This window comes from Flavobacterium sp. AC274, assembly GCF_979258275.1.
Window position 1 is genome coordinate 4,824,674 of record NZ_OZ409852.1, and the last position, 13,259, is coordinate 4,837,932.

A 13,259-nucleotide genomic window follows, 5' to 3' on the forward strand; every position below is an offset into this window, starting at 1 on the left:
ATTTGTTTTACAAAATGCTTCAAATCTTGTACTATCGACACTACTGTAAAAGTACATTTACAACCTATATAAATCATACTAAAAAAGATAATGCATGATATATACAGATTTTAAAAAATTCGATGCTAACTAAAACACAATGATGAAAAGACCAATTAAAAAATATGCCTTTTTACTGCTAATCGTTTTTGGAAACGGATATGCACAATCAAAAAAACATCTGGATACCAATACACCAATTGAAGAACGAATTTCACTTTTGATGAAAGAAATGACATTAGAAGAAAAAGTAGGACAAATGAATCAATACAATGGTTCATGGGATGTTACAGGCCCAAAACCCGAATCAGGTTCTAATGAAGAAAAATACAATAATATAAAGAAAGGGCTGGTAGGTTCTATGCTAAGTGTAAGAGGCGTTAAAGAAGTAAGAGCCGTACAAAAAATAGCTGTTGAAGAAACCCGTCTTGGTATTCCGTTACTTTTTGGTTTTGATGTTATACATGGTTATAAAACTCTCAGCCCTATTCCGCTGGCTGAAGCTGCAAGCTGGGATTTAGAAGCCATTAAAAATTCGGCGCGCATTGCTGCTATTGAAGCTTCTGCTTCCGGATTGAACTGGACTTTTGCGCCTAATGTAGATATCTCGAATGATGCAAGATGGGGACGCGTAATGGAAGGTGCCGGAGAAGATCCTTATCTGGGCAGCAAAATTGCTACCGCTCGTGTTAAAGGATTTCAGGGAGAGAGCTTAAGTGCTAATACCTCTATTATTGCCTGCGCCAAACATTTTGCAGGTTACGGTTTTGTCGAAGCAGGCAGAGAATACAATAGTGTCGATATGAGTAATTCTAAGTTGTACAATAGTGTATTACCGCCATTTAAAGCGACTGTCGATGCAGGGATTCGTACTTTCATGAATTCATTTAATACATTAAACGGAGTTCCGGCAACCGGAAATAGTTTTTTACAAAGAGACATTTTAAAAGGAGCCTGGAAATTTGATGGTTTTGTCGTTTCTGACTGGGCTTCTATAGCCGAAATGATTACCCACGGTTACGCAGCAGATGCAGCAGATGCAGCTCAAAAAGCCGCTATTGCAGGCTCTGACATGGATATGGAATCAAATGTTTATGTAACAGAATTGGCGAAGTTGGTAAAAAAAGGACTGGTAAAAGAAAGTGTGGTCGACGATGCTGTTCGTAGAATTCTTAGAGTAAAATTTGAATTAGGTTTGTTTGATAATCCATATAAATATTGTGATGAAGCCCGTGAAAAATCAAGTATTGGAAACAAGACCAATAATGATGCTGCTCTGGATATGGCTAAAAAATCAATAGTTTTATTGAAGAATGCTAGTCCGCCGGGGAGGAATGAAAAACTATTGCCATTAAAAAAAGAAGGAGTAAAAATCGCTTTAATTGGTGCTTTGGCAAATGATAAAACCAGTCCGCTTGGAAGTTGGAGAATTGCCGCTGATGATAATACAGCAATATCGGTTTTAGAAGGAATGCAGCAATATAAAAACAATACATTAGTTTATGAAAAAGGAACTGATGTGGCTTTAAATAAACAAGTATTTGTTGATGAAGTAAAAATTAATTCAACCGATTTTTCCGGATTTGAAGCTGCTAAAAAGGCCGCCAAACAAGCAGAAGTTGTGGTAATGGTTTTAGGAGAAATTGGTTTTCAAAGTGGCGAAGGACGCAGTAGAACTGAATTAGGTCTGCCTGGTAATCAGCAGCAATTGCTAGAAGAAGTTTACAAAGTAAATCCTAATATCGTTTTGGTCTTAAATAACGGGCGTCCGCTGGCATTACCTTGGGCAGCAGAAAATATTCCTGCTATTGTTGAAGCCTGGCAGTTAGGTACCCAATCCGGAAATGCAATTGCACAGGTTTTGTACGGAGATTATAACCCAAGTGGCAAGCTGACAATGTCATTTCCAAGAAACGTTGGGCAATGTCCAATTTATTACAATTTGTACAATACAGGAAGACCAACCAATAAAGATCAAAACGCTTTTTGGTCTCATTATATTGATGTCGAAAAAACACCATTATATCCATTTGGTTATGGATTAAGCTATACTTCTTTTGAATATAAAAATCTGAAATTAGCAAAAACCTCATTCCAGAAAGGTGAAAAAATTGAACTAAGTGTTGATGTTACCAATACCGGAAATTTTGATGGGAAAGAAGTAGTTCAGTTGTATATAAATGATGTCGCCGCCAGTGTGGTTAGACCTGTGAAGGAATTAAAAGGTTTTGAACTTATTGCATTAAAAAAAGGAGAAACGAAAACCGTTCAGTTTACCTTAACTGACAAGGAACTTGGTTTTTATGACAACAATGGTAAATTTTTAACCGAAGCTGGTTTGTTTAATGTTATGGTTGGCTGGAATTCTAATGAAGGTCTTACGAGTAAATTCGAACTAAAATAAACGCTAACGAACTTAAAAACAAAAAGATAACCCTTATTATTTGATTTATTTTTAAGCAATTTATAGCCTGAGTACGATTAATCCTTATGAGGTCATTAATCTACTCAGGTTTTTAGCAATATGGTAAATCTGGATAAAAAAGTAAGTGTTCTGTTTAGTTTTATTAATATTGTTTTAGATATGATTAAATAAAATCAATTATAAATTTTATTTCTAATAGAATTGATAAATATTAAAATGTAAATGAAAAATATCAAATATATTCTTCTGTGCTTTTTTGGTCTTATAAATTGTTTGTTTTCTCAGGATAAATTTGAAAACTACCAATTTAGAAGCATACAGGAAACTACTTCAAAAAGGGCTATTTCTTCTATCATTCAGGATCATAATGGTTTTATCTGGATAGGTACAAACGGCGCAGGATTATATCGATATGACGGGGTAAATTATTTTGGATATAAACATGATAAAAAACCGGGTTCAGTAAACAGTAACTTTATTTATGCCACTTTTATTGATTCTAAAAATAACTTATGGATTGGTACAGATGAAGGCTTATGTTTGTACAATCGGGATCTGGATAATTTTACTAAAATCAATATTCAGGATGCAATTGTAAAAGGCTACGAACAGCCAATTACTATAAAAACCATTATTGAAGATAACAATGGCGACATACTTTTAGGTGCTTATGGTTTTGGATTATTTAAAGTAAATACAAAAACCCTGAAAGCGTCTTTAGTGCACTCAAAAGTTCTCGAAAAACCAAACTTTTTAATCAAATGTTCGGTAAAAAATAAACAGGGAATTATTTATTTGGGAACCAGTTATGGACTTTTAGAGATCGATCTAAACGGAAAAGTAAAGCAGGTTTATAAAGACAAGTTTAAAAGAGAACCTTTATTAGATGATATAGAAAGTGTTGTTATAGACAAATTTGGGTATTTATGGCTGGGAACGACTGAAAATGGGCTGATAAAAATTAAACCTGAAACGGATAACTACCAATTTGAGAATTTTTTTATTACCAAAAATAAAATCTTATCTATTATACAAAGCAGTCAGGATTATATACTTTGCGGTACCGAAAATGATGGCTTATTAGTTGTAAATTTTAAAGGAGAAGTACTGCAAAAATACCTGCACAGCAAATACAATAATTTTAGTTTAAAGTCGAATTCCGTATGGTCGTTATACGAAGACAAGGAAAAAAGACTTTGGTTGGGGTATTTCAATAAAGGGCTTGGCGTATTTGATAAACCTAATAATAAATTCAATTCGCTTGAGTCGCTTGTTAACAATGATAATTCCCTGCAAACAAGCTATGTAACTTCAGTTATAAAAGATAAAAAGGGCAATCTGATCATAAGTAATGAAGGCGGCGGACTTGATATATATAATCTTTCGGCTAAAACTTACATTCATGTTAACAAAAACAATCAAAGTTACTATTCTGGTCTTGATGCTGTTGATATTCAGACTATATTCATAGACAGTAAACAAAATATCTGGGTAGGAAGCTGGGATCGCGGTATCTATTTTTTGAAAAATGGAACTACCCGATTCATAAACTACAATACGACAAATACAGCAGGACTGAAATCGAATAGGATTTTTAGTTTTTCTGAAGATTCCGGAGGCCGAATCTGGATTGGAACTTTCATAAAAGGACTTCATTATTTTGACAATAAGAGCAATACATTCGTGCATTGTAACACTAAACCATTTGCAGACAACTCTTTAGACGAAGCCTTCATTCGCAAAGTTTTTGTTGACTCTGATAATATTTTATGGGTAGGGACAATTTTAGGGTTATATCAGGTACACTTAAATGCCGATTCCAGTTTTAGAGTGATAAATATGCGCGATGAAATGTTCAGGGATAAAACAAAATATAGTGGTATTCAGACCATTTTATCAATTTATGAATCCAACGATAAAAAAATATGGATCGGTACAGATGGTGAAGGACTGTTTAGTTATAATAAAAAAAACAAGATATTTTCTAATTATGATGATTTTCCGGGTTTTGAAGAAAAATCAGTTCGTGCCATCATTTCTGATAACAATGGATCTTTATGGATAAGCGGTGGATCCGGGCTAACAAAACTCGATTTTAAAAACAAACAAAGCACCAATTTCAATAAAGATGATGGTCTTATTGACAACGATTTTAATAATAATGCAGTCTTTAAAGATGGAAATGGCGAACTGTATTTTGGTGGTTATGAAGGAGTAAATTATTTTAATCCTAATGAAATTAAAAAAATAGAAAAAGCGCCAAGGCTGTATTTTAGTGATTTCAAATTATTTAATAAATCTGTAAAACCAAATGAAGAAGGTTCGCCGTTAACCAAAGTAATTTCGCAGACAAAAGAAATTATTCTCAATCATGCACAATCTGTTTTTACGATCGAATATGTGGGGATAAACTATAATTATTCTAAAAAAACCAATACGCCTATTATCTTGAAGGTTTTGAAAAAGACTGGAATTATGTAGACAATAACAGAACCGCTACGTACACCAATCTGGAGCCAGGTAATTATGTTTTTAAAGTAAAATCGGCCAATGCAGATGGTTCGTGGAGTAATGTTCAGTTAGAGCTAAAAATAAAAATCCTTCCTCCGTGGTGGAAAACCATTTGGGCTTATTTAATATACGCCTCAATTTTAGTTTTCCTGATTATATATTTCAACAAGATTTATCAAAATCGCTTTAAAGCCAGGCAATCCATAATTTTAGAAAGAGAAAAAACAATTCAGTTAGAGAAATTAAACAATAAAAAATTACAGTTTTTCACTAATATTTCGCATGAATTCAGAACACCATTGACCTTAATTATTAACCCTCTCGAAGATATTTTAAGAAGTAAAAACGTATCACGAGAAATACATAACAAATTAAAAACGGTACATAAAAGCTCAGACAGGCTTTCGAGGCTTATTAATGAGCTTATGGATTTTAATAAATTAGAGTTCAACAAAATTTTCCTTCAGGTTAAAAAAATTGAAGTGATCGCTTTTGTAAAAGAAATTATAGGCTATTTTGATGAGGAAGCAGCTGCGAGAAACATAACTATTGATTTTGAGCCATCAATTGATGAGCTTGAAGATTGGTTAGATCCTAAAATGCTGGAAAAAATAATATTCAATATCATCTCAAACGCCTTTAAATTTACTCCGGATGATGGTTTTATTACTGTTTCTATCGATAAATTAGATGAGAATAATTCCTTAATAATTAATGGAAGTAAGGTTCCCTCCTTTTCAATAACCATTACAGATACAGGTTCAGGAATTTACAAAGAGGATTTGAAAAGAATTTTTGATCGATTTTATCAGGTTAATAACCTAAATAAAGATTACTACGGAAGCACCGGAATTGGCTTAGAGGTTGTAAAAGAATTTGTTGAGCTTCATAAAGGAAAAATTGATGTTGAAAGTACACCGGGAGAAGGAACAAAATTCATGGTAATATTTCCTTTAGGCAACTCTTTTTATAAGGAAAATGAAGTAGTGAATGAAGTTTTTGAACTAGAAAAAAATAAAAATAAGTTCTTGTTTGAATCGAATAAATATCAGGAAGATGATGAAGAGATTCCTGACGAGCCAACAAAAGAAATTGAAGCAGATAGTGCAAAAGCATATACCGTTTTGATTGTTGAGGATAATCTTGAATTACGAAATTATCTGAAAACGGAATTGAGTAAATTATATAAAGTTATTACAGCCGAAAACGGGAAAAAAGGTTACGAACTGGCCGTTCAGAAATTGCCGGATATCATAATTACAGATGTTATTATGCCGGTAATGGACGGATTACAGTTGTGTAAAAACATAAAAGGAGATTTAAAAACAAGTCATATTCCGTTATTAATGCTTTCTGCAAAAGCAATGGTACAGGACAGGATTGAAGGAATAGATTCTGGTGCAGATATGTATTTGAGCAAACCATTTGAATTGGATATTTTAAAATCCAGTCTGGCGCAGCTTATTACAAGCAGACAAATAATGTTTAAGAAATTTTATACCGGTATCACAAAAGATGGAAAGGAAAAAACAACTTCTTTAGACAATGATTTCATTCAGAAAATCCTTCATTTTATTAATGAAAACCTGAGCGAATCTGATTTAAGTGTGGAGCTGCTTTCTTCTAAAGTTTTCCTGAGCAGAAGTCAATTGTATCGAAAAATAAAAACGCTAACAGGTGTTTCTGTAAATGAGTTTATTAGAAATGTACGATTAGAAAAAGCAAAACAATTGCTCGAACAAGGCAATAATACTGTTAATATCAATGAAATCAGTTATAAAGTAGGATTCACCTCCCCTTCTTATTTTGCCAAATGTTATAAACTTAAATACGGGCATCTGCCTACACAGGAAACGGGATCTAAGAAATAGAGAAGAAAGATGAAAGAATATAGAATATAGAATATAGAAGAGAGGTAAAAAGACTTTTAAAAGCGATAATAATTTTAGAAAGCCCTGATTTAAATTAGGGCTTTTTTTGTTGGTGTGTTTCTAAAAAAGGATTTTTTTTAATTGGCGTAAACTTGTTATTTTAATAAAAATACTACAATATAATTTCGCAAAATATATTTTAAAGTATAATTTTTTGCCAATACTTCATTGGTGGTTTTGTGGTTTTTACCTCTTATTATTTAAATACAGAGGGTTGAGATGCGGTTTTGCATCAAATGATGCATGATTTGCTTCATCTGTTCTACACTTGGACTGCTGTAGATTTTACTTTCGTTAAGAAATATTTAAGAAATAGTTTTTTATCACAACTCAAATAATAAGTGAGACAAAAACCAACCCATTAAATATTTTTTACAAACTAAAATAACTAATTATTTAACTCAGTCTAACAACCAAATTTTATGCAGAAAAGAACATTAAAAAAACTATTGTGTTTAATAGTGTGTATGTGGGGAAATTTTTTCTTTGCTCAAACTGTTAAAGGTAAAGTAACATCAGGCGGAACCAGTCTGCCAGGTGTTAGTGTAATAGTACAAGGAACAAAAAACGCAACTGTTACCGATTTCGACGGTAGTTTTGCCTTAAACAATGTCGAACCAACAGCTTCATTGCTTTTTAGTTATGTAGGATATAAAAATTTAATACTGCCCGCAAAATCAGTAATGCAGGTGGTTATGGTCAATGATCTGGAAAAATTAAATGAGGTTGTTGTAATAGGATACGGAACTTCAAAAGAAAAAGATATAAACGGTGCTGTTTCTTCTATTAAAGCTTCTGAAATTCAGGACAAACCGTTTACTTCTATCGATCAGGCTCTTGTGGGTAAGGCTGCAGGGGTAAACGTTACTCAAAATTCAGGTACTCCCGGAGGCGGAATCTCTGTTCAAATTAGAGGAATAACTTCCATTAACGGTAACGAGCCTTTATACGTTATTGACGGAACACCCGTTTTTGCAGATAAAAACAACGACTCTTTTTCTTTTAGCGCTTTAGGTGGAGGAAACGGACAAACTAAAAACTCGGCTTTATCAGGTTTGAATATTTCTGATATCGAAACTATTGATATTTTAAAAGATGCATCGGCAACGGCTATATATGGTGCAAATGGTGCCAACGGTGTCGTTTTGATTACAACCAAAAAAGGGAAAAAAGGAAAATCAAAGTTTACCTATGAAACCTATTTAGGTACTCAACAGGTAACCAATACTGTTGATGTTTTAAACTTGCCTCAATACGCTGCTTATCAGGCAAAAATTTTCAAATTAAATGGTGAGCCTGTTCCGTATCAATATCAAAAGCCTAATTTATTGGGTAATGGAACAAACTGGCAGGATGAGCTTTTTAGAACCGCTACAATGTACAATCATCAGCTGTCATTCTCTGGTGAAAAAGACGGAACTCGTTATTATACTTCTTTAAATTATTTTGATCAGGAAGGAATTGTTCTAAACTCAGATTTCAACAGATTATCGATGCGATTAAATGTAGATTCTAATGTTAAATCCTGGCTAAAAATTGGTAATAACTTATCCGTAAGTAAGTCGTCTCAACAAGTAGTAAGAAACGATGACAGAGGTGGTTTGGTTATGAACACCTTAAGACAATCGCCGGAATTACCAGTTAGATACGCCGATGGTTCTTATGCGGGACCAACAAGTGGTTTAGGATCTTCGGCAAATGAAGCAACGAACCCAATAGCATTGTCGGAATACAATAATTCAACTACAGAAAGATTTAAAATTAATGGTAATTTATTTGCTGATTTTACGATTATCAAAGGATTGGTTTTTAGATCTGAATTAGGATATGACCTTAATTTTTCAAAAAGCAGTGCTTTTGCACCTAAATATACCTTAGGAAATGTGTCTGAACTTTTAAACAAATCATTCAAACAACAGGATCAAAGTTATTATTGGAACATTAAAAACTATCTGACTTATAATAAAACGCTAAATGAAAATCACAATTTTACTTTCTTATTAGGTCAAGAAGCTCAGGAAAGCCGTTATGAATATTTAAGCGGTTACAGAACGGGTGAGTTTTTAAATAAGAATTTTACGAACTTAAACATTGGCGATATTGATACTGCACTTAACGGAAATGGTTCTGGCAGATGGTCGATGGCATCTTATATTTCGAGATTAAACTATAGCTTTTCTGACAGATATTCTTTCTCTGCGTCTTTAAGAGCAGATGCTTCGTCAAATTTTGGTCCTAACAACAAATGGGGATATTTCCCATCATTTTCAGGAGGATGGACAGTAAGTAACGAAAAGTTCTTTGAGCCTTTATCAAAAACTATAAATTATTTAAAATTCAGGGCAGGTTATGGTCTTGTTGGAAATCAAAATATTCCGGCAAACAGGTATCAAACCATACTATCGTTACTTTCATCACCGTTTGGAGGTGTTTCGCCAACAATTGATAATTTAGGTAATCCGGATATTAAATGGGAATCTCTTAAATCTTTCAATGCCGGTTTTGAATTAGGATTATTTGATAACAGAGTAAAAATAGATTTTGACTATTATGTTAAGAATTCTTCAGATTTCCTGACTAAACAAATCAACGATGAATCAAATCAAAGTGCACTTAATTACTACCTCAACACAGGCGAGATTGTAACTAAAGGAGTTGAATTTACCTTGAATACAAGAAATATTGTTACCGAAAATTTCACATGGGACAGTACAATTATTTTGTCCAAATACAATAATGAGCTGACCAGTTTTCAGGGTCAGGGCAAATCTTTGTTAGGAAAAGTACAATTTGATTTGTATAACGTTACCAGAACTACAGAAGGACAGCCGGTAGGACAATTTTATGGATATGTCACTGATGGATTATTTAAAAATGCTGCCGAATTAGCTGCAGGACCAACTCAGGAAACAGGAACCGGAATTGGAGATATTCGTTTTAAAGATCTTAACAGCGATGGAAAAATAGATAGTAAGGATCAAACAGCCATAGGAGATGCAATTCCTGATTTTACGTATGCATTTACCAATAACTTTAAATATAAAAACATCAGTTTATCTGTTGTTTTAACAGGAAGTCAGGGTAACCAGATCTACAACTTTACACGTCATTATACAGATGGCATTTATCCGGGATTTGGAGATCGTTTCGGAAACGTTAGTACTGAGGCTCTGCAGGCTTTTGAACCTGGAGTAAATGAAAATACTGATGTTCCGAGAATTACACTTAATGATCCAAATGGTAATGGCAGAATTTCGAATCGATTTGTTGAAGACGGTTCTTATTTAAGAATTCAGAATGTTTCCCTGAGTTATGATTTACCAGAAAAAATATTCGAAAACTCTATTTTTTCTAAAGTAAGATTGTACGCAAATGTTCAAAATTTATACACGTTTACTAAATACTCCGGTTTTGACCCTGCCCTTGGAAATTTAGATCAAAATATAACCCTGAGCGGTATTGATTTAGGAAGATATCCTGTGCCAAGAACAATTTCTATGGGAGTGAATTTAGAATTCTAAAATTGATAAAAAACACATTTAACTTAATGATTCATAATCGTTAACATAAAAAAAGTAGTTATGAAAAAACTTTTTAAACTTTTTATGATGGGAATGCTAATACCATTGCTGTCTTTATTTTCCTGTTCAGATGATTTTTTGGATGCACCATCTGAAAATCAATTAACCCCGGCAGATTTGCCCGAAGGAGTTACCGCCTTTGACGGAATCGCTGAGAGTTTGTACTTTAAGCCGTGGTTTACTTTTAATGATAAATTCCTGATTGCTGTAGGAGATATGTATGCGGGAAATGCTTTTTCGTTTGATGGTGCTTATGCGCAATTTAAAGATGCACAGGTAACCTCGCAAAACCCAATCCTGACAGAAGGATACGTTTCGTTATTTTCGGTTGTCGATCAATCTAATAATTTAATGAGTCTGGTTGAAGAAAGAAAAAGCGAATTGCCTGAAGCATCTTATAAAAAAGCGATTGCAATATCCAGATTTATGAGAGCCAATGCGTATTTCTATCTTGTGAGAACTTTTGGTGCTGTGCCAATTATTAGTAAAGCAGGTTCTGCTGCACAGCCAAAAAGAAATCTCGTTGCTGATGTGTATAAATTTATAAAACAGGATTTGGAATATGCTGTTGAAAATTTACCTGAAAAACCATTAAAAAAAGGGTATGTTACTAAATATGTTGCTATGGGTATTCTTGCAAAAGTGCATTTAACCTTAAATGAATACGGAGAAAGTTCAGCCTTAACCCAGCAAATTATTGGAAACCAATATAAGTTAATCCAGGAATACGGAAACTTATTTAGCAGCCCTGAAAATAATAACAGCGCAGAGAGTATGTTTGCCCTGCAATGGAAAGCGATTGCTACAGAATGGGGAACACAAAATACCAATCAGGCCTATATAGTTCCGGGAGGTACAGGAATAACTGGTGGCGGTGACGGCTGGGGAGTTTACCTGCCTTCTATTTCACTACAAGCTGGATTTGAGCCAAATGATACCAGAAAAAAGAACACGATTATGACAGATGGTGACTTTTATCCTGAATTATTAAAAAATCAAGGTGGTTTCACATACAAAAAAATCCTTTCTTCTACAGGAGCTAATTTCAGAAAATACATTGTAGGTTCTGCAGCCGAAAGAAACGATGTGTTTTTTATGAGAACATCACAAAACACGATTATACTAAGATATTCTGATGTTTTATTAATGCATGCCGAAGCGATTTTGGCCGGAGCAGGTTCTACTACTTCTGCAGATGCTTTAATCGCTTTTAATGAAGTGAGATCAAGAGCCGGATTACCAGCTAAAACAATACTTACAAGAGATGATCTGTTTAATGAAAGAAGAGTTGAATTTGCACTTGAAGGACAATATTTCTTTGATTTAAAACGCCGCGGTATTGCTGAAGCTACAGCAATTATTTCACAGCAGGAAGTTGGTTTTTATTCTGATGATGCCAGAACAGACTTGGTTTCCAGAAAGATAACTCCGGGAAACAATTATTTTGAATTGCCATTACCTCAATCTGCTATTGATACTAATCCATCATTATTAGAACCGCCGGTTCCTTTTAACTTCAATTAATTTTTATACTATGATCAATAAAATAAAATATAGAATTATAATTCTTTTGGCTCTGGTTTCTTTTACAGCTTGCCAAAATGATGATAATAGTACTGTTGCAACTATAGATGCAATGGTTGCTGAACCCGGAGATTTACTTAATCAGGCTTTCCCGTCAAATAAAGTTAGGGTCGAAGGTGAAGGTTTAGCGGGACTAAAAAAGATTACGCTGGATAATAAAATTAATATCAGTTTTAATCCTAATCATAATTCAGATAAAGCGTTTATTTTTACTGTTCCCTTCGATGACAAACTAGGAAGCAGATTTGGTGTACAACCCATTACATTTGAAACTGCTGCTGGTTCGTTTACAAAAGAAATTGAAATTTTACAGCCTGTTCCTACCATTACAAAAACAATTCCTGAAATAGCAACTCCGGGATCTCCGCTTGAAATTGAAGGTACATGGTTTTATAATATTTCTTCTATAACCTTAGACGGAAAAGCAATAAGTTATACTTCAAAATCATCTTCTTCAATTATTATCGGTGTGCCTGAAGATGCAGTCTTTGGCTCAGAGTTAGTACTTACAACGCCGGGAGGTATAGCAAAAAAAGTAATACAGATTCCTCCTCCTGTTACTCCGGAAGTTATTGTTATCGTGTCTGATTTTGACGGAAACGGTGTCAGAACGAGCTGGAATTCTTATGGCGATATCGATAGTTTTAACGCAAATACTACAGGTGGCCCAACAGGTAATTACGCAACACTTGCATGGACTGGTTCAACTACCAACGGTTACAACGGAAGCAGCGCCGGCGGAGGAACTAGTTTTTTAACTGCATCAAACACTGATGCTACAAAAACTTTTATAGATATTGACGTAAGTGCCAATGTAATAGGCGCTCAATTCGCCATACAATTAAACACTATTGATGGTAAAGACTATGGTTATAATTTTAAAGTAACGGATGTGAATTGGACAACAAAAACCATAACCTTAGCTGATTTTAAAGATAATTATGGGTTTGGACTGCCTGCCACTACGCTGGACGCTTCTAAAGTTAATGAAATCAAAGTAGGAATTGTACAGAGTGATACGCCAAATCCTAGTGTAATAAAATTTGATAATATTAAAATTCGTTACGAATAATTGACGATTATTTGCTTTAACAAAAAAGAGGCTGTCATTAAAGCAGCCTCTTTATACAAGTAAATTATAACATAAATAATAAAGAAAATATAATAAGAGTATTCCAAAATATTCTA

6 protein-coding genes and 1 pseudogene are annotated in these 13,259 nt (G+C 33.8%); all 7 read left to right on the forward strand.

Features of this window, described 5'->3' with window-relative positions:
• Positions 1–142 precede the first annotated feature (142 nt).
• Entirely contained in the window at positions 143–2,443 is a 2,301-nt protein-coding gene (bglX, locus tag ACZZZT_RS21865) for a beta-glucosidase BglX (RefSeq protein ID WP_463462480.1), read from the forward strand.
• Between the two features lie 243 nt (positions 2,444–2,686).
• Positions 2,687–4,945 (forward strand): ligand-binding sensor domain-containing protein, encoded by a 2,259-nt coding sequence (locus ACZZZT_RS21870; RefSeq protein WP_463461919.1) that lies wholly within the window; start codon positions 2,687–2,689, stop codon positions 4,943–4,945.
• A 5-nt stretch (positions 4,946–4,950) separates the two neighbouring features.
• Positions 4,951–5,361, forward strand: a pseudogene (locus ACZZZT_RS21875) (triple tyrosine motif-containing protein); the annotation flags it as partial.
• Between the two features lie 39 nt (positions 5,362–5,400).
• The gene (locus tag ACZZZT_RS21880) at positions 5,401–6,846 is read left to right on the forward strand and encodes a hybrid sensor histidine kinase/response regulator transcription factor (RefSeq protein WP_463461920.1); all 1,446 of its coding nucleotides are present in this window, start codon (positions 5,401–5,403) and stop codon (positions 6,844–6,846) included.
• A 482-nt stretch (positions 6,847–7,328) separates the two neighbouring features.
• The gene (locus ACZZZT_RS21885; RefSeq protein ID WP_463461921.1) at positions 7,329–10,427 is read left to right on the forward strand and encodes a SusC/RagA family TonB-linked outer membrane protein; all 3,099 of its coding nucleotides are present in this window, start codon (positions 7,329–7,331) and stop codon (positions 10,425–10,427) included.
• Positions 10,428–10,487: 60 nt separating this feature from the next.
• Positions 10,488–12,011 (forward strand): RagB/SusD family nutrient uptake outer membrane protein, encoded by a 1,524-nt coding sequence (locus ACZZZT_RS21890; RefSeq protein ID WP_463461922.1) that lies wholly within the window; start codon positions 10,488–10,490, stop codon positions 12,009–12,011.
• 10 nt (positions 12,012–12,021) lie between these two features.
• A complete protein-coding gene (locus ACZZZT_RS21895) occupies positions 12,022–13,143 on the forward strand; it encodes a hypothetical protein (RefSeq protein WP_463461923.1) in 1,122 nt (373 codons plus the stop codon).
• Positions 13,144–13,259 lie beyond the last annotated feature (116 nt).

Excerpts from the sequence above, each read along its gene's own strand:
- ACZZZT_RS21895 (WP_463461923.1), top strand. The coding sequence starts at position 12,022 with ATGATCAATAAAATAAAATATAGAATTATAATTCTTTTGGCTCTGGTT.
- ACZZZT_RS21870 (WP_463461919.1), top strand. The coding sequence starts at position 2,687 with ATGAAAAATATCAAATATATTCTTCTGTGCTTTTTTGGTCTTATAAAT.
- ACZZZT_RS21880 (WP_463461920.1), top strand. The coding sequence starts at position 5,401 with ATGGATTTTAATAAATTAGAGTTCAACAAAATTTTCCTTCAGGTTAAA.
- ACZZZT_RS21890 (WP_463461922.1), top strand. The coding sequence starts at position 10,488 with ATGAAAAAACTTTTTAAACTTTTTATGATGGGAATGCTAATACCATTG.
- ACZZZT_RS21885 (WP_463461921.1), top strand. The coding sequence starts at position 7,329 with ATGCAGAAAAGAACATTAAAAAAACTATTGTGTTTAATAGTGTGTATG.
- bglX (WP_463462480.1), top strand. The coding sequence starts at position 143 with ATGAAAAGACCAATTAAAAAATATGCCTTTTTACTGCTAATCGTTTTT.